Annotated in this window: 23 protein-coding genes and 2 tRNA genes; 13 read left to right on the forward strand and 12 right to left on the reverse strand. The window is 59.4% G+C overall.

Annotation, left to right across the window (positions count from 1 at the left end):
• The first annotated feature begins 81 nt into the window (after positions 1-81).
• From ACSQ2W_RS04585 to ACSQ2W_RS04595, 3 genes are all read left to right on the forward strand, one after another.
• Positions 82-1,122 carry a glutamine synthetase beta-grasp domain-containing protein gene (locus tag ACSQ2W_RS04585; RefSeq protein ID WP_037119801.1) on the forward strand — a complete coding sequence of 347 codons (1,041 nt, stop codon included), beginning with the start codon at positions 82-84 and terminating at the stop codon, positions 1,120-1,122.
• A 206-nt stretch (positions 1,123-1,328) separates the two neighbouring features.
• Complete coding sequence (locus ACSQ2W_RS04590; RefSeq protein WP_436085199.1) at positions 1,329-2,546, forward strand: adenylate/guanylate cyclase domain-containing protein; 1,218 nt, start codon at positions 1,329-1,331, stop codon at positions 2,544-2,546.
• A 181-nt stretch (positions 2,547-2,727) separates the two neighbouring features.
• A complete protein-coding gene (locus ACSQ2W_RS04595; protein WP_436085200.1) occupies positions 2,728-3,129 on the forward strand; it encodes a hypothetical protein in 402 nt (133 codons plus the stop codon).
• A gap of 93 nt (positions 3,130-3,222) precedes the next feature.
• On the opposite strand, the gene ACSQ2W_RS04600 is transcribed toward ACSQ2W_RS04595, so the two are convergent.
• The gene (locus ACSQ2W_RS04600; RefSeq protein WP_436085201.1) at positions 3,223-3,501 is read right to left on the reverse strand and encodes a hypothetical protein; all 279 of its coding nucleotides are present in this window, start codon (positions 3,499-3,501) and stop codon (positions 3,223-3,225) included.
• Positions 3,502-3,583: 82 nt separating this feature from the next.
• On the opposite strand from ACSQ2W_RS04600, the gene ACSQ2W_RS04605 reads away from it, so the two are divergent.
• Together ACSQ2W_RS04605 and ACSQ2W_RS04610 are read left to right on the forward strand one after the other, a co-directional pair.
• Positions 3,584-3,916: a helix-turn-helix domain-containing protein gene (locus ACSQ2W_RS04605; protein WP_436085202.1), complete on the forward strand. Its 333-nt coding sequence runs from the start codon at positions 3,584-3,586 to the stop codon at positions 3,914-3,916.
• A gap of 91 nt (positions 3,917-4,007) precedes the next feature.
• A complete protein-coding gene (locus ACSQ2W_RS04610) occupies positions 4,008-4,340 on the forward strand; it encodes a helix-turn-helix domain-containing protein (RefSeq protein ID WP_436085203.1) in 333 nt (110 codons plus the stop codon).
• Between the two features lie 175 nt (positions 4,341-4,515).
• Here ACSQ2W_RS04610 and ACSQ2W_RS04615 read toward each other — a convergent pair.
• The 10 genes from ACSQ2W_RS04615 to ACSQ2W_RS04660 all read right to left on the reverse strand — a co-directional run bounded on the left by ACSQ2W_RS04615 (position 4,516) and on the right by ACSQ2W_RS04660 (position 10,696).
• Positions 4,516-4,591, reverse strand: a tRNA-Phe gene (locus ACSQ2W_RS04615).
• Between the two features lie 196 nt (positions 4,592-4,787).
• Positions 4,788-4,994, reverse strand: a complete 207-nt coding sequence (gene yacG, locus ACSQ2W_RS04620) for a DNA gyrase inhibitor YacG (RefSeq protein ID WP_436085204.1) — start codon at positions 4,992-4,994, stop codon at positions 4,788-4,790.
• A gap of 4 nt (positions 4,995-4,998) precedes the next feature.
• Positions 4,999-5,619 carry a Maf-like protein gene (locus ACSQ2W_RS04625; RefSeq protein ID WP_436085205.1) on the reverse strand — a complete coding sequence of 207 codons (621 nt, stop codon included), beginning with the start codon at positions 5,617-5,619 and terminating at the stop codon, positions 4,999-5,001.
• A gap of 51 nt (positions 5,620-5,670) precedes the next feature.
• Positions 5,671-5,889 carry a translation initiation factor IF-1 gene (gene infA / locus ACSQ2W_RS04630; RefSeq protein WP_037119817.1) on the reverse strand — a complete coding sequence of 73 codons (219 nt, stop codon included), beginning with the start codon at positions 5,887-5,889 and terminating at the stop codon, positions 5,671-5,673.
• A gap of 145 nt (positions 5,890-6,034) precedes the next feature.
• Positions 6,035-6,451, reverse strand: coding sequence for a low molecular weight phosphatase family protein (locus ACSQ2W_RS04635; protein WP_436087673.1), 417 nt, complete (start codon positions 6,449-6,451; stop codon positions 6,035-6,037).
• Between the two features lie 68 nt (positions 6,452-6,519).
• Positions 6,520-6,990, reverse strand: coding sequence for a UPF0262 family protein (locus ACSQ2W_RS04640; protein ID WP_436085206.1), 471 nt, complete (start codon positions 6,988-6,990; stop codon positions 6,520-6,522).
• Complete coding sequence (gene hisD, locus ACSQ2W_RS04645; protein WP_436085207.1) at positions 6,987-8,291, reverse strand: histidinol dehydrogenase; 1,305 nt, start codon at positions 8,289-8,291, stop codon at positions 6,987-6,989. The genes ACSQ2W_RS04640 and hisD overlap by 4 nt, the downstream gene beginning before the upstream one ends.
• 64 nt (positions 8,292-8,355) lie before the next feature.
• On the reverse strand, positions 8,356-8,796 hold the full coding sequence (locus ACSQ2W_RS04650) for a DUF2948 family protein (protein WP_436085208.1): 441 nt from the start codon (positions 8,794-8,796) through the stop codon (positions 8,356-8,358).
• 104 nt (positions 8,797-8,900) lie between these two features.
• The gene (murA, locus tag ACSQ2W_RS04655) at positions 8,901-10,193 is read right to left on the reverse strand and encodes a UDP-N-acetylglucosamine 1-carboxyvinyltransferase (RefSeq protein WP_436085209.1); all 1,293 of its coding nucleotides are present in this window, start codon (positions 10,191-10,193) and stop codon (positions 8,901-8,903) included.
• A 269-nt stretch (positions 10,194-10,462) separates the two neighbouring features.
• Positions 10,463-10,696, reverse strand: coding sequence for a hypothetical protein (locus tag ACSQ2W_RS04660; protein ID WP_436085210.1), 234 nt, complete (start codon positions 10,694-10,696; stop codon positions 10,463-10,465).
• Between the two features lie 156 nt (positions 10,697-10,852).
• Between ACSQ2W_RS04660 and ACSQ2W_RS04665 the strand changes: the two genes are divergently transcribed.
• Positions 10,853-10,927, forward strand: a tRNA-Thr gene (locus ACSQ2W_RS04665).
• 305 nt (positions 10,928-11,232) lie between these two features.
• On the opposite strand, the gene ACSQ2W_RS04670 is transcribed toward ACSQ2W_RS04665, so the two are convergent.
• Positions 11,233-11,541 carry a hypothetical protein gene (locus ACSQ2W_RS04670; RefSeq protein WP_436085211.1) on the reverse strand — a complete coding sequence of 103 codons (309 nt, stop codon included), beginning with the start codon at positions 11,539-11,541 and terminating at the stop codon, positions 11,233-11,235.
• A gap of 212 nt (positions 11,542-11,753) precedes the next feature.
• Here ACSQ2W_RS04670 and ACSQ2W_RS04675 point away from each other — a divergent pair, with 212 nt between their 5' ends.
• The 7 genes from ACSQ2W_RS04675 (at position 11,754) to ACSQ2W_RS04705 (ending at position 19,841) form a co-directional block, all read left to right on the forward strand.
• On the forward strand, positions 11,754-12,434 hold the full coding sequence (locus ACSQ2W_RS04675; RefSeq protein WP_436085212.1) for a vWA domain-containing protein: 681 nt from the start codon (positions 11,754-11,756) through the stop codon (positions 12,432-12,434).
• Positions 12,416-13,201, forward strand: coding sequence for a PP2C family serine/threonine-protein phosphatase (locus ACSQ2W_RS04680; protein ID WP_436085213.1), 786 nt, complete (start codon positions 12,416-12,418; stop codon positions 13,199-13,201). Before ACSQ2W_RS04675 ends, ACSQ2W_RS04680 begins: the two co-directional genes overlap by 19 nt.
• The gene (locus ACSQ2W_RS04685; protein WP_436085214.1) at positions 13,198-15,117 is read left to right on the forward strand and encodes a protein kinase domain-containing protein; all 1,920 of its coding nucleotides are present in this window, start codon (positions 13,198-13,200) and stop codon (positions 15,115-15,117) included. Before ACSQ2W_RS04680 ends, ACSQ2W_RS04685 begins: the two co-directional genes overlap by 4 nt.
• Positions 15,118-15,123: 6 nt before the next feature.
• Positions 15,124-15,588, forward strand: a complete 465-nt coding sequence (locus ACSQ2W_RS04690) for a DUF6998 domain-containing protein (RefSeq protein WP_436085215.1) — start codon at positions 15,124-15,126, stop codon at positions 15,586-15,588.
• A gap of 225 nt (positions 15,589-15,813) precedes the next feature.
• Entirely contained in the window at positions 15,814-16,431 is a 618-nt protein-coding gene (locus ACSQ2W_RS04695) for a hypothetical protein (protein ID WP_436085216.1), read from the forward strand.
• Between the two features lie 44 nt (positions 16,432-16,475).
• Positions 16,476-18,398, forward strand: coding sequence for an AAA family ATPase (locus ACSQ2W_RS04700; protein WP_436085217.1), 1,923 nt, complete (start codon positions 16,476-16,478; stop codon positions 18,396-18,398).
• Between the two features lie 1,284 nt (positions 18,399-19,682).
• On the forward strand, positions 19,683-19,841 hold the full coding sequence (locus tag ACSQ2W_RS04705) for a hypothetical protein (RefSeq protein WP_436085218.1): 159 nt from the start codon (positions 19,683-19,685) through the stop codon (positions 19,839-19,841).
• The last annotated feature ends 570 nt before the right edge of the window (positions 19,842-20,411 follow it).

A 20,411-nucleotide genomic window follows, 5' to 3' on the forward strand; every position in this document is an offset into this window, starting at 1 on the left:
ATACGTCGTCAGCCGTTGGCGGCGAAGCACGGTTCAGGTTTTTTCTGGTGCTGCGCATCATCAACCCATGAGAGGTTCGAAATGACGAAATACAAGCTCGAGTACATCTGGCTCGATGGGTACACACCGGTACCGAATCTTCGCGGTAAGACACAGATCAAGGAATTCGAAACCTTCCCGACGCTCGAACAGCTGCCGCTGTGGGGCTTCGACGGTTCGTCGACCATGCAGGCCGAAGGCCGCAGCTCGGACTGCGTGCTGAAGCCGGTTGCGATCTATCCGGATCCGGCCCGCACCAACGGCGCGCTCGTGATGTGCGAAGTCATGATGCCGGATGGCGTCACGCCGCACTCATCCAACAGCCGTGCCACGATCCTCGACGACGAAGATGCCTGGTTCGGCTTCGAGCAGGAATACTTCTTCTACGAAAACGGCCGTCCGCTGGGCTTCCCGGAAAGCGGCTACCCGGCTCCGCAGGGCCCGTATTACACCGGCGTCGGCTACTCCAACGTCGGTAGCGTCGCGCGCGAGATCGTCGAAGAGCATCTCGACCTCTGCCTCGCAGCCGGCATCAACCACGAAGGCATCAACGCCGAGGTGGCAAAGGGTCAGTGGGAATTCCAAATCTTCGGCAAGGGCTCCAAGAAGGCCGCCGACCAGATCTGGATGGCACGCTACCTGCTTCTCCGCCTCTGCGAGAAGTACGGCATCGACATCGAGTTCCACTGCAAGCCGCTCGGCGACACCGACTGGAACGGCTCGGGCATGCACGCCAACTTCTCGACCAAGCACATGCGCGAAGTCGGCGGCAAGGAATATTTCGAAGCCCTCATGGCGCAGTTCGACAAGAACCTGCAGGCCCACATCGACGTCTACGGCCCGGACAACCACCTGCGCCTGACCGGCAAGCACGAGACTGCGCCTTGGAACAAGTTCAGCTACGGCGTTGCTGACCGCGGCGCTTCGATCCGCGTGCCGCACTCCTTCGTCAACAACGGCTACAAGGGTTACCTGGAAGACCGCCGCCCGAACAGCCAAGGCTGCCCCTACCAGATCGCCTCCCAGATCCTGAAGACGATCTCGGAAGTTCCACTCGAAGGCAGCGTTTCGGCTGCTGCCTAAGCGATTTCTCGTGGCGCCGGTTCACCAATCGGCGCCACGATTCTGTTTCGGGGGCGACGCGTCGACTGCCCGATCCTGACTGTACCACTTGTCCTTTGCGGTCCGCGCCGCCTCCCCTAACTTAAGATACATCCACACTGGTATTCCGGTTTCGTCGTGACTAAGTTTACAGTCCAGAACGCCGACGATCATGACGGGGTGCAGTTATGCAAATTCCATCCAGCGCCACTTCCGGCCTGCGTCCCGGGAGCGCAGACCCGCTGCCAGGCGACAGCAGCGGCATCTTCGAATGGCTGATGACCGAGACGCGCGACGAGCGCTTCATCGACAATATCTTCGTGGAGATGTGCGACAAGCTCATCGAAGCCGGCGTGCCGGTCTCGCGCGGCACCTTGCATTTCCGCATACTTCACCCGCAATGGCTCGGCGCCCGTATCCTGTGGCTGAAAGGCATGAAGGAAGCCGAGATCCGCACCTTCGGCTATGGCGTCGAGGACACCGCCCAATATCAAAACAGCCCAATCAACGAGCTCAACAGCGGCGCGACCGTCGTGCGCCAGCACCTTGAGCCAGGATTCGGCGACGCTACGCCCTACCCGCTTTACGACGAACTGCGCGCCGAGGGGCACACCGACTATGTTGCCTGGCATCTGAAGCACACGCTGGGCAAACGCCATATCATCACCTTCGCCAGCGACAGGTCCGGCGGCTTCAGCGATGCCGAGATTGCATTCCTGGCCGATCTTCTGCCCGCTTTTGCCCTCGTCAGCGAAATCCGCCTGAAAAACCGCCTTGCCCGCACGCTTCTCGAAACCTATGTCGGCCCGCATGCCAGCGAACAGATTCTCGCCGGCGCGACAACCCGCGGCAGCGGCGTGACTGTCGGGGCGGCAATCCTTATCTGCGATCTGCGCGACTTTACCGCCATATCCGACATGTGGCCGCGCGATGACGTCATCGAACTTCTGAACGGTTATTTCGACGCGATGGCCGAACCGATCGAACGGCACGGCGGTGAAATCCTGAAATTCATGGGGGACGGTCTGCTGGCGATCTTCCCGCTCAGCAATCCCAGTGCGTGCCATGATCTCCTGAGCGCCATCCGCGAAGGCCAGGCCGCCATGACGGCGCTGAACGAGGAGAACCTGAAGAAGGGCCACGAGCCTCTGGGATATGGCATCGGCGTTCATGTGGGCGACGTCATGTACGGCAATATCGGCTCGCGCAGCCGCCTCGACTTTACCGTCATCGGTCCGGCGGTCAACATTGCCTCGCGCCTGGAAACCCTGACCAAGGAACTCAAGCGCCCCGTCCTTCTGTCGCGCGCCTTCGTCGAGACGGCGGGATGCCAGGCTCAATTGGAGGATCTGGGCTTACATGCGTTGCGAGGGCTTGGCGAACCGATCAAAGTGTTTGCATTTTAAGCGGACCGGAAACCGCACACCATCCGGTGAAGAGAACAGCGTCCGCACGAAGAGCCCCGGGGTGGTGGGCGGACGCTCCTCCAGCGCGAGTGGTTGGCAGGGATGCCCCCAATTTTGGCTATTCTCGGAAAATCCAGTTCAATGCTAATATTAGCGTGGTAACAAATAGGGGGAATCCGGAATGCCGCGCGTCGCTCAGCTTTATTTCAGAACAGCCATCATCTTCCTGATCATCGGGATTTCCATGGGCCTGCACATGTCCATCGCAGGCGATCACAGTGCGATCGGTGCCCACGCTCATGCGAACCTGCTCGGATGGGTCACCATGGCGCTTTTCGGCGGATACCACGCCCTCAATCCGGCCAAGGCAGAACGCCGGATCGCGATGCTCCAATATGCCGTCTACACGGCCGGCGTGGCTCTGCTGGTGCCGGCGCTCTACCTCATGCTCACTGGCAACCCCTCGCTGGAGCCCGTTGTCGCAGTTGCATCGCTCATTGCATTTGCGGGCGTATTGATGTTCGCGGTGATCATTTTTAGTACCGGGACTGCCGCTGCGCGCCCGGCTGCCACGGCGCATTAGCGTCATCTATCTTCGCCAAGACGCCGGCAGCGACCTATTCTTCAATCGTGTCGCTCCCTCGCCGCGTGCGCTGATGTCGGCACGGACTGCCGGTTACTTACGGATGCCCCTGCGTTCCAGCTCCCTGCGCACCCGCCGCCACTTGCCTTGTTCGAAGTTCTCAGAGTAGCGCCAAGCGCGGTCTTCTTCGATGGCTGCAAGTTCTTCAGCGCGGTCGGCGTCCGCAGTGACCAGTTCATCGGCCAAGCGCGCGATCTCGGCGTGCGGGATGAACAACGGTTGGATGCGGCCTTGCCATTCCACCCACAGAAAGACCGCGAGTGCGAAGGCGGCGACAACGAAAAGAGGCAGGTAATTGGCGCTGACTGGCATCAAGGATAACCACAAAATGAGGGGTGTCGTGACGCCACAATGTACATAGACCCGTGGTGTCTGTCAGGAACAATCTGTTCCTATGGAATCATTTGCGGCGAATCTGAAAAAGCGTGCGTATGAGCTTGGGCTATCCAATGCTGAGGTCGCGCGTCGTGCGGGACTTACTGAGCGTCGATACGGCAATTACATCACGGGCCGCAGGGAGCCTGATCTAGCGACGCTAGTGCGAATAGCTAATGTATTGGAAAGCACTCCGAACGCGCTACTGGATTTCGAGAAGGACGCAACTCCACGGACAACTGATGATCTGCTCAAAGCAAAAATCGCATCTGCTGTAAATGCGTTGAAGGATAGTGATCTTGAGGTAGTGGCAATAGCAATCGAGGCTGTGGCGAACTATCGGATGAGATAATCTGAGATTTTCCCTGACAACTCCTTTGTGGTCATCTTAATAAATAGATGGGTCCTAAAGATGACGGTCCCTTCAACACGGAGGGTAGCGTTTGGAACTCAGGAAGATTTTCGGCAGCAATGTGCGCCATCACCGAAAGGCATTAAGCCTGACGCAAGAAGCACTTGCCGAAAAGGCCGACATTTCGATTGAGATGATGGGACGCCTTGAACGTGGCGAAGCCTCACCATCGTTCGAGACCGTTGAAAGCATCGCGAAAGCCTTGGGCCTTCCTGCCATTGCCTTCTTCGGTTCCGGCGCTTTTATTGCACCTGAAGGCGAACGAGGTCGCCTGCTTCACCGCGTCAATGCGGCGCTGGCAAACATGAACGAAGACGACCTCGCGCGAGTTACACGCATGCTGGAAGCCTTCGCCGGCAAGTGACCTTGGACTTTCCCCGGGCGGGAATTTTTTTGCAGCTTATCGTGTAAATACAAGGCATTCCGGGCGCGGAAAGCCGCTCAGAGCGCGCGCGCTCCCGAGCCCCAGTTACCGATCAGATTGACGGCCGAGATTTTCGACGGCCTGGTTTCAGGAAGCTGCGTGAGAAGTAGGAAAATGGTGCCCGGAGGCGGATTTGAACCACCGACACGCGGATTTTCAATCCGCTGCTCTACCAACTGAGCTATCCGGGCATCCCTGCTTTTTAAGCAGTGGTTCCGCTTGAAGAACCGTGGGGCGGTTGGTTGCGCCCCGGAAGCGAGCGGGGTTATAACATCTTGTTCGGCGGTGTCCAGCACCAAATGACGTTTTTTCGACAGGAAAATATCATTCTCCGCAAATAACTGAAAAACAACAGATATCCGCGAAAATTCAGGGGCGGGCGCGCGCCTACTCCTCTTCGCCGGCTTTCGATTCGTCGTCGGCTACCGGAATGGCGTAGGAACCTTTGAGCCATCTGTTGAGATCGACGTTGCGGCAGCGGTCGGAACAGAACGGGTAGTGTTCCCGGTGCGATGGGCGCCTGCATTCGGGGCATGGCACGGTCTTGCGAAGCGGCGCAATATTCGATGCGCCCTTGTTTCCTTCAGAACTCATGGCCTCAGCCCTTCATCCAGCTTTCATGCACGTCATAACCTTCGCCCATAAGCAGGCTCACGGTCTCATACAGCGGCAGTCCGACGACATTGGTATAGGAGCCCACCAGCTTGACGACGAAGCTGCCCGCGATGCCCTGGATGCCATAGGCGCCCGCCTTGCCGCGCCACTGGCCGGAGGCGAGGTAGCTGTCGATATCGTGGCTGGAGAGCCGCTTGAAACGCACCTTGGTGTCGATGACCTTCTGGCGCACGGTCTTGTCCGGCGTGATCAGGCAGACGCCGGTATAGACCCGATGGCTGCGACCGGAAAGAAGATGCAGCGTGCTTGACGCTTCGCTGACCAGTTCCGGCTTGCCGAGGACCCGGCGTCCAACGGAGACGACGGTATCGGCGGCAAGGATGTAGCTCCCTTCCCAGCCGGGCTCACCCTTGATGGCGGCGAGCGCTGCCCGTGCCTTCTCGGACGACAGCCGCCAGGCGAGTGAGCGCGGATGCTCGGTGCGCTTCGGTGTCTCGTCGAGATCCATCGGCATCAGGCGCGCCGGTTCGATGCCCGCCTGCGCGAGCAGTTCGACACGCCGCGGCGAACCGGAGGCCAGGATCAGCTTGTGTGTCAACGCCATCGCAACAGGGCCATCGATCTCGAGTTTTGCGGCAAACAAGCCGCGCCGCGCTTATTTGAAGCGATAGGTGATACGGCCCTTGCTCAGGTCATAGGGCGTCATTTCGACAAGCACCTTGTCGCCGGCGAGAACACGGATACGGTTTTTGCGCATGCGACCGGCGGTATGGGCGATGATCTCATGCTCGTTTTCAAGCTTGACGCGGAACGTCGCGTTGGGAAGCAATTCGGTGACTACGCCCGGGAATTCAAGGACTTCTTCTTTCGCCATGTAGGGTATTTCTTTCTGTGCTTCTCTGTGGACGCTGCCCGCGCCCTTCAAAATTTGGCGGAAACTACACAATCGCCGCGGTTTTGTGAACAGCAGCGGCCCGTCTTTTCCGGTTTTGGCATCTTTTCCGGTTTTACCAGGGGCGCTATGCCATCTTGTCCGGCATTTGTCCAAGCAAACGATGCTTGAGCAGCGTGGCGATGTGATTTCGGACGTCACGATAGGCCGCAACGATCTGCTCGCGGGTACCAGTCGCAACCGTCGGATCCGGCGTCGGCCAATAGACCACATCGATCGCCATCGACCGCGTCAATTCCAGCGCCGCATGATGCGCCTCCGGTGCAAGCGTGACGATCAGGTCGAAATAATCGTCCTCGAGTTCGTCCAGCGTGTGCGGTTGATGCCGGCCGGCCGTCAGCCCGATCTCCTCCAGCACCACATCCACGAAGGGATCGCGCTCTCCCGGCCTGACACCGGCCGAGGCGATATAGGTCCCCGGCGGCAGCATCGTTTTCGCCAGCACTTCGGCCATCGGCGAGCGGATCGCGTTCATTCCGCACATGAACAGCACCGACTTCGGCGCTTTCCCGGTCTGCTGCGGCAGGTTGGGGGACGCTGCGACCGCCACGGCTATCCCCGCCAATAGAGCACGCAGACGAGCGTGAACAGGCGCCGTGCGGTGTCGAAATCCAGCTTGATCTTGCCCGACAACCTGTCCATCAGCGTCTGCGAGCCTTCATTGTGAATGCCGCGACGCCCCATGTCGATTGCCTCTATCTGGCTTGGCGTCGAGGAGCGGATCGCCTCGTAATAGCTTTCGCAGATCATGAAATAGTCCTTCACGATCCGGCGGAACGGCGTCAGAGACAAAATATGAGTCGCCACACCAGCGCCTGTCTCGGTGGTGATCACAAAGACCAGTTTGGAATCGATCAGCGACAGATTGAGCCGGTAGGGGCCGCCGGCATGGCCGGCCGGCTCGAAGAAATTCTCCTCGATCAGATCGAAGATCGCAACCGCCCGCTCGTGCTCGACGTCCGGCGTTGAGCGGCCGATGGTCTCATCCAGCACGACATCGCAGAGGCGGTGGCTGCCCGTCATCCCTCGTCCCCGAGATTGAGGCGGATGGCGACCGAGCGCGCATGCGCTTCCAAACCTTCGGCGCGGGCAAGCGCAATCGCTGCAGGCCCAAGATCGCGCAACTGATCGGAGCCGAGGCGCAGGATAGATGTGCGCTTCATATAGTCGAGTACGCCGAGGCCTGAGGAGAACCGGGCGGAACGGGCGGTCGGCAGCACATGGTTGGAGCCGCCGACGTAATCGCCGATCACTTCCGGCGTATGGCGGCCGACGAAGATGGCGCCGGCATTGCGGATTTTCGGGATCATCGCATCGGCATCCGCGAGCGCCAGTTCCAGATGCTCGGCGGCGATGCGATTGGCGAGCGGCACCGCCACGTCGAGATCGGGCACGAGAATGACCGCGCCGAAATCACGCCAACTGGCGCTTGCGGTTTCGCCGCGCGGCAACGTGCGAAGCTGGCGCTCGACGGCCGCCTCGACAGCCGCGGCAAGGGGCGCGTCGTCGGTGATCAGGATCGACTGGGCGCCGACGTCATGCTCTGCCTGCGCCAGAATGTCAGCGGCGATCCAGTCCGGATCATTGTCGCGGTCGGCGATGACGAGAACCTCGGAAGGCCCGGCGATCATGTCGATGCCGACGGTTCCGAAGACCTGGCGCTTGGCGGCCGCCACATAGGCGTTACCTGGCCCCATGATCTTGGCGACCGGCGCAATGGTCTTGGTGCCATAGGCAAGGGCGGCGATCGCCTGGGCGCCGCCGATCCGGTAGATTTCCTCGACGCCGGCCATGCGGGCGGCGGCCAGCACCGCCGGATTGATGACGCCGCCATTGGCGGGCACGACCATGACGATGCGCTCGACACCGGCAACCTTGGCCGGCAGCGCATTCATCAGCACCGAGCTTGGATAGCTCGCCGTACCGCCCGGCACGTAGAGGCCGACGGCATCGATCGCCGTCCAGCGCGAGCCGAGGCCGACGCCCATCTTATCCTCGTAGATATCGTCCTTCGGCCGTTGCCGGATGTGGTGCGCCTCGATGCGAACCGCAGCGACCTTCAGCGCGCCCAGAACCTCGGAGGGAACCATCTCGATCGCCGCGTCGATCTCTTCCGGGGTGACGGCCATGCCGGTCACCGTGAAATCGAGGCCGTCGAATTTCCGCGTATAATCGGCCAGCGCCGCATCGCCGCGCAGGCGCACGTCATCGATGATCGCCCGCACAGTCGCATTCACGTCGTCCGAGACTTCCCGCTTGGTCGTCAGGAAGGCGGCGAACTGCTCTTCGAAGCCGGGCGTGAGATAATCAAGGCGGATGGCCAATGGAAAAAGTCCTCAATGGTGGTCTAAAGAAGCGTGCGAGTATAAGTGGCCGGCGGGCAAGAGATCAGGCTCCGGCCGGATGGCGCGGCATGAAACCGGTTTCCCATGCGCCGCCGGTATCTGCAAGCTGAACCTCGATACATTCCACATCGAGCGTGATCGAGGCATTGCCGGCAAGGACGAATTCGACGGTTCCATCCGGCCCCTCGCCGTTCTGCCTGAACTGGATAGCCAGCAGCAACAGTACCTGTTCGCCATCCCGGCGATCAAACCCGATCGAGCGGACAGCGTTGACACGCTTGAAAAGAAGTACGCTGCGGCGCCGCTCGAAGGATTTGCCGCGCCCTTCCGCCGTTTCCCAGACAAACCGGTTGATCACCAGCGACAGCTGGCGTGAGCGTGGTGCATAGGCGAGACCCGATACCTTGAAGACCGCGTCCTGCACATGGGCCGAAACGATCGCGAGGTCTTCCTGATCCAGCCCCATCAGCTTCAATGCGTCCATGCCATCCCATCCCTTCATCTGCCGCCAAAGGCGGGTCAGTCATGACAAAGGACATAAGGTGCCGCTATCGAATCCGCAACAGCAGTGGCGTCGCAAGCGGTCGATCAGTCGCTCACGCGCTCGACCTTTGCGCCGCAGCGATTGAGCTTTTCTTCCAGCCGTTCGAAACCGCGATCGAGGTGATAGACGCGCGACACCATGGTCTCGCCTTCGGCCACCAGGCCGGCGATGACCAGGGACACGGAGGCACGCAGATCGGTCGCCATGACCGGTGCGCCCTTCAGGCGCTCGACACCCTCGATCTTGGCGGTCTGGCCCGACAGCGAGATTTTCGCGCCGAGACGCGCCAGTTCCTGCACGTGCATGAAGCGGTTTTCGAAGATGGTCTCGGTGATATGCGAAATGCCGCTCGACTTGGTCATCAGGCCCATGAACTGCGCCTGCAGATCGGTCGGGAAGCCCGGGAAGGGATCGGTCACGACGTCCACGGGCTTGATGCCGCCGCCATTGCGCACGATGCGAAGGCCCGTCTCGGTTTCGGAGATTTCGGCACCGGCGCGGCGGATGGCTTCAAGTGCCGTATCGAGCAGCGTGGCGTTCGTCCCTTCAAGCACGACATCGCCGCCGGTCATGGCAACGGCCATGGCATAGGTGCCCGTCTCGATGCGATCCGGCAGGACGCGGTGGCGCGCACCCGACAGCGAGGTGACGCCGTCGATGGTGATCGTCGATGTGCCGGCGCCGGTGATCTTCGCGCCCATGGCGTTGAGGCAGCGGGCAAGATCGGCCACTTCCGGCTCGCGCGCGGCATTGCCGATCGTGGTCGTGCCGTTGGCAAGCGTCGCTGCCATCATCATCACGTGGGTGGCGCCGACCGAGACCTTCGGGAACACGTAGCGCGCGCCGATCAGGCCGCCCTTCGGCGCCGTCGCGTTGATGTAGCCGCTGTCGATCTCGATCGTGGCGCCCAGCGCCGCCAGGCCTTCGATGAACAGATCGACCGGCCGCGTGCCGATGGCGCAGCCACCCGGCAGCGAAACCCGAGCCTTGCCCTCACGCGCCAGAAGCGGGCCGATCACCCAGAAGCTCGCCCGCATTTTCGACACCAGCTCATAAGGCGCGGTGGTGTCGACAATGTTGCGGGAGGTGAAATGGATCGTCCGCGAATAGCCCTCGCTCTGGCGCTCGCGGCGGCCATTAACGGAGATATCAGCGCCATGATTACCGAGGATGCGGATCAGCTGCTCGACATCGGCAAGATGCGGAACATTCTCCAGCGTCAACGTGTCGTCCGTCAACAGCGAGGCGATCATCAGCGGCAAAGCGGCGTTCTTGGCGCCGGAAATCGGGATGATCCCGCGAAGTTCATTGCCGCCGGTAATTCTGATGCGATCCATAGGGTACCTTACGGGCGCCGCCCGCCTTTCTGACATTCCGTTCTGTAGAGATTGGCGCCTCCATAAAGGAAGTGCCGTGAAATGAGAAGCAAATTGAAACAATGATGGCGAAGCGCATCCGGATGGAGGAACAACGACATCCACACATTGACTTATATGTCCCCTCGCCGCGCCAGTTCACCTTGTTGCAGGACGCGAAAAATTGAAACGATAGCCTTCAGCTGTCCGCGATCCGCTCCCCGGATGCGACCGATGGTGGTGGCTGGCGATTATTCCGCAGATTCGTCCGATTTTGCGGCAGGGAGCCCGGATGTTTCATCGGCATCGCCGGCACGCCGCGCCCGCCCCTGCTGCTTGCGCCGCAACAGGTTTTCCCGCAGCGTCTTTGCTGCCCGCTCGCGGCGCGCTTGCGCCTGCCGTTGCGCTTCCTGCCCGCGTTCACGCTTGCCGTCCTCCTGGGGCGGGGTATCGTCATTGCGTCGCTGATCGTCTTCGTCTTGCATGACCGCTGGAATACCGCAAATCCGCGCAGTCCGGAAGTATCGCTGCGGTTTCCCCCAGCCTGTCCCACGAAATATGAGATTTGCGGCTTGCGCTTCGCAACAAGCTATGGCAATAGGCCCTCGCTCGCGCCGGACAACACTGATCCGTCGCACGATGCTGCTATAGCTCAGGGGTAGAGCACTCCCTTGGTAAGGGAGAGGCCGAGAGTTCAAATCTCTCTAGCAGCACCATTTTTCCAAACTGTAAATAACAATAATCGGTACCATTTGTTTGTGTCGGCGATTCTGAGGATTGTCTCTACAGACCCTTGGTGTGTCTCCGCCAATCTCACAGGTTTGTCTCTAAGGACGAGATGGCGTCAAAATCGGCAATTTTGGCCAAAATGACGCAAGGTCCGACTTTTCCCGAGCAGAGTCGAAAACCATCACCAAGGCCAACGAGGACAGCTGAGCGAAAAACGCAATTGTTAATGCCGTCGCGCCGATTGGGATTGCGGCAACAGAGCCTGCCAAGTGAAATCTGTCAGATGGGCGCGCTACCAGTACATCGCAACGATCTCGACATCCAAGAGCCTCTCATCAGGAACAGGTGCCGCAGACGATGCCATGGTTTGATCCGATGAACCATCTGCCTTGGTCTGAGATGGAAACAGAGATAGACCGCTCGCATTCCTCGCACTTTCCCTCAGCCTTGAGTCCAGGTCAGCATCGGCCTCTTGGCCAATCATCGCAAAAATCTCAGCCCCGATAGCAGTAAAGGCGCTGCGTTGCCCTGAGACAGTTTCAGCCCTCTCTTTCAGCGCTTCAATCCGGGCACTGATGACATCGAATTGCTCATCTCCCAACGATCTTTCGTAGCTCGTAAACAGACCAGATGCGTAGCGATGCAAGGCAAGGCCGAGTCGGATTTCGTTGGCATTTTCTTTACGCGCCGTCGGCGTGCGGCTGAACTAGCCCGTATAGGTTAAATTGCTGTCAAAACCCGACAAGCTGTGATGGAGCTTGTTTTCATATCCGTCTGCGGCCATGAATTGTCCAGTAAAACTGGGAGTGATTCATGAGCAATCCATTTGAGCAACAGCCTTTCGACGGCGCGGAATTCATCGACAATCCTGAACCTCGCTGCCCCTGCCTTCTGCTGTTGGACACGTCCGGGTCGATGCGGGGCAAGCCCATCAGGGAACTGAACCAAGGCCTTGTCCAGTTCCGCGATGAACTTTTCGCCGATTCACTTGCGGCAAAACGCGTGGAAGTCGGCCTCGTTACCTTCGGTCCCGTCACCATCGTGAACGATTTTACGGGCGTGCAGAGCTGGATCGCTCCCGAACTGCGAGATCAGGCAGACACGCCGATGGGCCGCGCGATCGAAGAAGGTCTGAACATGCTCCGCGAGCGCAAGAACTCTTATCGGCAGAACGGCATCTCGTACTATCGCCCCTGGGTTTTCTTGATCACGGACGGCGGCCCGACTGACAGCTGGCAAGCCGCCGCGCAAGCGGTGAAGGCCGGAGAAGCCGAGAAGGCTTTCAGCTTTTTCGCTGTCGGCGTCGAGGGCGCAAACTTTGACGTCCTGTCCCAGATCAGCGTTCGCGAGCCGCTCGTTCTCAAAGACATGCGCTTCCGGGACCTGTTCAGTTGGCTGTCCAGTTCGTTGAGCTCGGTCTCACAGTCGAACCCCGGAGACGCCGTACCCTTGTCCAATCCGGCAACACCTGACGGGTGGGCATCGATTGCATGACAGGTGCATGGCGTTGGGCGGGCGCTAGATCGAAAGGCACCTCGCACGAGAAGACAGGGTTGCCCTGCCAAGATTATGGATGCGCGAACGAGGTCGACTCCCCTGTCGGGCCCGCGTTCATTGGCGTGGTTTCGGACGGAGCTGGCAGCGCGCTCCACGCTGACGTCGGATCGAAGATCGTCTCGACGACCCTGTTGCGGTTGGCGCGAGACTTCCTTCGTAGCTCGCCACGCTCGGAACTTCACGAGGAAACGGCGTGGGAGTGGCTCGACGCCATAAGGGACAAGATCAACGTCGAGGCGGAGCGCGTCAGGCTCAGACCGAGGGACTTCGCCGCCACCATCGTAGCCGTCATTGCCGATGACACAGGCACAACAATTATTCATGTCGGCGACGGAGCGGTCGCGGTCAAGGCGATCAACACCGAAATTTGGTCCGTGCCGTCTTGGCCGTACCAAGGCGAATACGCCTCGACAACAAGCTTCACTACGGATGACCCTCAACCCAGACTCGATTTCGTGGTGATGGATGGTCCTGTGTCGGCATTGGCGGTCTTCTCTGACGGAATTGAAAGGATGGTCCTCGATTTCGCCAACCGGACGCCGCATGCGCCCTTCTTCGACAGGATGATAAAACCTATCCTTGCCTTGTCCAACACAGGTCGCGATATCGGGCTATCGAAGGCTCTTCAGCGCTACCTGTCCAGTGCGGCGGTCTGCGAGCGCACCGATGACGACAAGACGCTGATCATCGGAGCTCGCCTGTGAGCGAAACATTCTTCGCCAGCGGAAAGAAGATGCCCCTCGGCCCTTTGCTTGGAAAAGGCGCAGAAGGTGCAGTTTACAATATCTCAGGTAGCTCGGACATCGCCGTCAAAATCTACAACGACGGGAAAGCACCTGAACGTCATGAGAAGATCGTGGCAATGGTTGCGGCAGGGCTGTCCAGCACAAGCGCCTATGTCGCATATCCGCTCGAGGTCGTGACCAGGCAGAATGGAAAATTCGCTGGCTTCACGATGAGGAAAGCCGCCGGTTTCAAAACGGTTCATGATCTCTATGGACCAGGGAGTCGCCGCGCAGAGTTCCCTGCTGCGGATGTTCGCTTCCTCGTCCGCGCCGCGTACAATCTCTCCAGTGCGATTGCCAGCATCCATAGGTCAGGGTGTGTGATCGGCGATATCAATCACTCGGGTATTCTAGTTTCGGCGCAGGCTTTGGTCACCCTCATCGACAGTGACTCCTTCCAGTTCAGAAACGGTGGTCGCACATTCCGTTCTTTGATGGGAGTGGCCGAGTATACGCCTGCGGAGCTGCAGGGCGCATCGTTTGAGAAGACGGACCGCACGACTAATCACGACGCATTCGGGTTAGCCATTTTGCTCTTCCAGCTCCTGTTCCTCGGCAGACACCCGTATGCAGGACGGTACCTCGGTGGCGGGGACATGGACATCAAAACCGCCATCTCGCAGAGACGCTTCGCATATAGCGCCCGGCGTTCGGAAACGAAGATGGAACCGCCGCCGCATGTTCCCGCCCTTGATGACTTCGGCGACGAGGTCCGAGATGCGTTTGAACTCGCGTTCTCTCGTAAAGCCGAAGCGGGTAACGGGAGACCTTCGCCAGTGGATTGGGTCGGGGTGATCGACCGCCTGCAGTCGAACTTGGTGACATGCGGAATCGACCGCTCCCATCACTATCATAGGAGCAATGCCAGCTGTCCCTGGTGCAAATTGGAACACGGGATGGGCCGATCCTTGTTTGCCGCCCAGTTCGTCACACCGAACTCAATGGCCAACATCGGTGAGATCATCGCCCAGATCAACCGTTTGCATTCGCCTCCCCGACCGTCCAGCGCCGAAAACATCATGCCGTCGATGCGGGACCTCAAGGTATCCGACGCCGCCAGATCGAAAAAAAGCGGCCGAGCTATGAGTATGGCGGGCGCGCTCGTCGCGTGCGGTGTCGGTCTTTATGTGGCCGCCGCAGTCCAAGGGATGGTCGGCATCATCATCGCCGGGGCTTCTCTCATGTATTTCTTTTCCGCAAAGAACGATGCGGGTCCGTTCGAGGCGGAATTCAAGGCAAGTACGACCGAGTGGAACAATCAGCGACAGATGTGGGAAAGGCGTGCCGGACCCGAACAATTCGACGAAAAGAAAGCCCATTACCTAAGGTTGGCGTTAGCTCACGCCGGACTTCCTCAGCGAGAGAAAGAGAAGCTGGCTGAACTCGAACGTAAGAAACGTGATCTACAGATGCGCAAGCATTTGGAATCGCATTTGCTCGACAGGGCAAGAGTCGCCAGTATCGGCCCAGGGCGCAAGGCGACGCTCGCGTCCTACGGGGTAGAGACGGCATGGGATGTCAAGTCCAGGCGTATCACGAATATCCCGGGGTTCGGTCCCGCCATGCAGGTAAAGCTTAGGCAGTGGTCGAAGTCAATTGAGCAGAAGTTCGTATTCAATGCCATTATTCCGACCGATCCCCAAGCGATCCGCGAGGTCAAGAACGATATCGCGAAACAGCGCGCGGAACTTGAACGCGACTTGATGAAGGCCCCCGCCGACCTGCAACGTCTTCTCGACGAGGCAACCCGACTGCGACAAAACCCACCGCCAGAGCTCGTGGCGGCGTATCGGCGCATGAAACAGGCTGAGTTGGACAGCGGTCGACGAGGATAAGGCTTAATGAGAATATTCGACCTCCCTCCAGTCATTACAGAACTCGTGCTGGCCCGCAACCGCCTCAGAGACCACTATCACTCCGCCGCGCTGGATTTCACGTTAGATGGAAACCTTATCGGTGACATCGGCGAGGCTGTGGCGGCTGAGCTGTTCGGCCTGCAACTTTCCCCGCGGAACGGAACAGGGATCGATGGGCATGCTCCAGATGGACGAACCGTGCAGGTCAAGGCTACGGGAACCAATCGAGGCCCGGCCTTCAGAATGGTCGACACCCGTGCCCAACATCTCCTGTTTCTTGAATTCGACCTCGACAACCTGAAAGGCGAGATCGTCTTCAACGGGCCAGAAGAGGTTGCGTTGCGGTTCCTGGCTCGGAGTTGGGTGGGCCAGCGAAGCTTGACGAAAAGACAGATTAGGCAGGCGGACACACTGGTTCCGGAAAACCAGCGACTGTTACGGATTCGCTGACATGTTGATGCCGACCAGGTTGGGGATGGCGGCAGACTGGCAGACAAAAACGAAATATCCCGGATAGGTTGCTTGAAGAAAATTCACAGGGGCCGGTTGACTCTGAAATTTTGTTCGCTAAATGTTCACGTTATGCAAAACGGCCCTCGCCACCTCATACGAATAGGTTGACCCTCGCTGCCGCGATGACCGCGGCGACGACCAACCGTTTTGTCAGAGGATGCCATGGGAATTGCCAAGCAGGCCGCCACGCTGCGCGCCGCCAGAAACTCCGCGTCAATCAGAGCCTTTCATCCAGCCGGCACAGTAAAGTGTGACGGTGTCCGCCTGTTCCGCTCCCAATCGGCGCGCGATGTCGGCTGCCTGCTGGACGTCAACCCGTCGGTGGCATCCTGGCGCTGTATGCCGATGCCGTTCGGCGTTGCCGGGATCGCACATGTTCCCGACTTCCAGGTCTTCGACGAAGACGGTGCCATCCTGTATCTCGACGCGCCCGACCGAGCCATGTCCGTGGACACCACCCTCCTTGCGGCCGAGGCAGAGCGCCTGAACGCCCGATACAGGTTGCTTGAGCGGGGCGAAATCTACGATGGTTTCAGGTTACGGAACGCCAAGGACCTGCTGCGCTATGCCGGGACCGTCACGCCGCTCAGTGATCGGCTCAGGTTGTTGACCGCGCTCGACGAACACGGTTCATTGCCGCTGGCGGAATGTCTCAAGGCTTTCCAGGAGACCAGACCGGTCCCCGGGATCGCATCCCTCATTCTCCATGGTTACGTCGAGGTCGATCTCGACGATGTGCCGCTCGGTCCCGAGACGGCGGTGCGAAGGATATCGCGGTGATCTGATCCCGCGTGTCCGATCGTGAACCATGAGAGAACCTCCCGATGTCCTACAGATCAGCCAGTCGGCCGAAATCGCCGCCACATCTCGTCATCGCCGTCGCGCGATGCAGTGTCCGCAACGCCCTTCGGCCTTTCCTTCGCCGCGAAAACCTCGCCTTCGTCGCCGTGCTCATCGTTCCCGAGGACTCGGCCGACTATTATCGGCGTGCCGTATCGAGCCTCATCCAGGACCCCATGCCTGTCGATGAGTATTGCAACGATACCGCCGTGGTATTCACCGTTGCCGAGTCCACCATCGACCCGCGGTCGGTCTATGACCGCATCAAGCACGCTCGTCAGGTTGTTGTCGTCACGGAGAGGCGCGAATACCTGCCTGGGGACTTCCTGGCGGGTGCCGATCTGGTCATGGACGTGGTCAGGCCAACGCCCGAACATTTCATCGCTGCGGCCCGAGAGGCCAAGGTGCCGGGCATGACCCGGGAGCACGCTGAATTCCTGTCTACCAAATCATTCGACGCGATCCTGGTGGCGGTCAGACAAACGCGACCGCTCATGAGTTCGGTGCGTCAGATGAAGCGGGTGGCGGCGCGAACCGTCGAACCGGAGCCGACCCCGGACAAGACACTCTCGTTAGGTCTCGAGAACATGCACGGCTACGGAAAGGCCAAGGACTGGGGCCTCCAGTTGGCAGAGGACCTTAGAGCCTGGCGAGCGGGCGAAATCACCTGGGACGATGTCGATCGCGGAGCGCTGCTCTTCGGTCCACCAGGTTGTGGCAAAACGTCGTATGCAAAGGCTTTGGCCGCGACCTGTGGCGTTGATCTGGTCGCCGCCTCGGCCGCGAAGTGGCAGGCAAAAGGCCACCTTGGTGATTACCTGAAGGCCATGAGAGCGGCCTTCGAGGAAGCCAGGAAGAAAGCGCCCAGCCTGCTCTTCATCGATGAATTCGACAGCTTTGGAGACCGCGAGTCCGCAGGCGATGACGACCATCGCGACTATCGCCGTCAGGTGATCAACGGCCTCCTGGAGTGCCTTGACCCGTCCGAGGGGCGCGAGGGCGTGGTGGTGATCGGAGCGACCAACAATCCCGACGTGATCGACCGCGCGCTTCTGAGATCGGGACGGCTCGAAACGCTGGTCGAAATCCCGCTCCCCAACCGCGATGCCAGGATCGCAATCCTGCACCATCACCTGCGTGATCATCAGATCGAGGGCGACCTTCGGCGGTTTGTTGCGGCAACGCGAGGATGGTCCGGTGCCGACATCGAAAAACTCGCCCGCGACACTCGGCGCATCGCGAGACGGCGGAAGGTCCCTGTTACCGAAAGCCTGCTTCTGGAGGCGCTACCGGAACGGTATGTCATGACCGCGGAGGAGTTGCGCCATACCGCTGTCCACGAAGCTGGACATGCAATCATTGGCGTTCTGCTGTCATGCGACGTGCTGACCAGCGTCCACATCGAAAGGGAGGTGCCAACGCAAGGCATGCAGCAGGTCGCCGGGCGTGCCACGTTCAAACCCGCCACTGGCATCATCAGAACGGCGTCGTACTACGACGACAGGATCACGATGTTGCTTGGCGGCATTGCGGCGGAGACCGTGGTGTTCGGCTATCACGCCGACGGTGCCGGCGGCGCACCCTCTTCCGACCTGGCTGTCGCCAGTGACCTTGCGACACGCACCGAGCGCCACTACGGCCTCGGGGCTACGCTTTCGGTGGAACTCGGCAAGGGCAGCAACCCTCTCGAGTACCTTCGTGATCGTGACCCCGAGCTTCGGCGTCTTGTCGAGGCTCGCCTCAAGGCGCAGTTCGATCGTGCTGTCGGCATCCTCAGAGACAGGCGCGCGGAACTCGATCGCCTTGCGAACCTCCTCGTCCAGAGGGGAAAAGCCAATGGCGACGAGGTTCGGGCGATCCTGTTCGACGCATCCGAAACACCGCATCCGTCGAGACGTGACGGCTAGCGGCTCAGGCTCTGTCCTTCGCTCGAGAGAGGGGCAGAGCCGCCATTTCAGGCCACGTTCGGTCGAGATTCGACGCTAGGGGACCCGCGCAGATAAAAAATTGAGGTGGCGTAAAATAAAGTTAACGCCACCTCAATTTCAGGGATACCGGCATAAGTTGTACGCGGCAACGTTTGCTCGACTTCCGTCCAAGCTCAACGCTCGGGCGTGTTGCAAGGAATTGGCGGCACGACGATGGCATCGAGTCCTTGAATTTTAGGTGCAGCAGATTTCGGCACAATTCCTTGTGGCGGCAGAAAATACAAGAAGACAGCAGGGTCAAGGGAAAGGATTCACGATGTCACGAGCGGCAATGTTTTCATCGATGCGGTGCGTCTCATTCAAGTCACCGAAATCTTCAAATTCGTGCCTCACGAAGACGGGCCATATGCGTTCGGAAATCCACGCGAGGCAGACGCAGACTAGTTTGCCCTATCCCCGTTGCCATCAAACCGACCTGCTTCGGGCGAGCCGATCTTCTGCGTGTGACCGAACGCTTGGCGGCGCTTTTGTAACCGCGAATCCTTGGTGGTTGTTTGCCCGAATAATGTCGGCTTGAGTGCAAAGGAATTATTTGCGAGTTCTTGAATTTCCAAATGAATTCAAATCACTCTGCGAATTCTTGAATTTCCTTTGAGGTCGCCCGCTCTGTGGAGTGGACGGCAAAACAGGCCGAAAACGGACGGACGCGGTAAGGTTGCAATCAGGTGACGGGGCGCGAATTACGCAGCCCTGAGGGGTACTTGAACATGCAGAAAAATGAACTCTATATGGCTCTCAACGGCAACGGGCTGTGGACATTTCAAGGCCGCAACCGAATGCCGGAAATGAAAATGGGTCGCCCTGCAAGGCGACCCATTTCGAAGTGGCTGGACCTGTTACAGCAGGTGTCAGCCGCATGGCTCCAACTAGAAGGAAAAAAGCCATGGCGCAGATGTATTCCGGATAGACCGGAAATTCAACAGGAAAACCGGTCGCTCGGCTCGTTGGCTTCCAAAGCGTTAACGGCGCTGGCGGGACAGTGCTTTCCTGTGGCATCGCTGCCAGTTTCCGGAGTAACCGGAAGCAGGCCGGAGGTTCGGGGAATGGAGCGAATAGGTGGGCGGGGACACTCGCCAATTTTCGCTTCGTCCTGACCCTGCTCCCCTTCACGGCAGCGATCGAAGCTTCACCGACATAGACGGCGAAAGCCGAAATTCCACTCCCCCGTCGCGACACGCGAACGGGCAACAGGAGAACTATGACATGAAACCAGACAATCTCATGAACGGCGGAGACCAGTTTCTCACCGTCTGCCGTGCCGACATGTTCGTTCCTCAGTCGATGACCTTCAGCGAACTGGAAGATGAGTTTCCACCTTTCCCGCCATCGTATTGCGTGATCACCGACAGGGATGACCTGTGAACGAAACGATGGCCCCGAACCACGGCGATATCTCTCGCCGGGGTTCGGGGGAGCCACGGGTTCGCCTCCAGAAGAAGCCAGCTGTGTAACGTTCAAAGGCTTTTGTATGAACTTCAAAAACCGTATCGCGCGGAAGCTCTACTTGAAGCGGGAGCTTGCCGCCTCGGCGTCTCTTTCGGCCCGTCTCTCAACAGAGAAGGGTCCCGAAGTCACGAAAGCAGGTCCAGCAGTATTTCCAACGATCTGTGAAAATTCTGACACCTTTCGCTACACCGCACCGCATCCTGGCCTCGCGACCCGCCGCCCAGCACTCAAGCAGGCCAAAACTTCACGTGGTCACTCGATCTTCCGCGGCATCATCCTCTGGCATGAAAGCCTTCTCGAGCTTCGCGTCTCCTATCTTCTCCAGACATGGAAGAGCGTTCGGGAAATCCATTCGCAATACCCTCGCGTAACTTACATCGATGCCGACGGTCGCACGCGCACCCACACTTTCGACTACTATGTCGTGTTCGAGGACGGCCGGCGGCTGGCGATCGCCGTCAAGATGAACCGCAAGCGCGCCTCGAT

This window comes from Pararhizobium sp. LjRoot255 (genome assembly GCF_964252905.1).
Taxonomy (GTDB): domain Bacteria; phylum Pseudomonadota; class Alphaproteobacteria; order Rhizobiales; family Rhizobiaceae; genus Pararhizobium.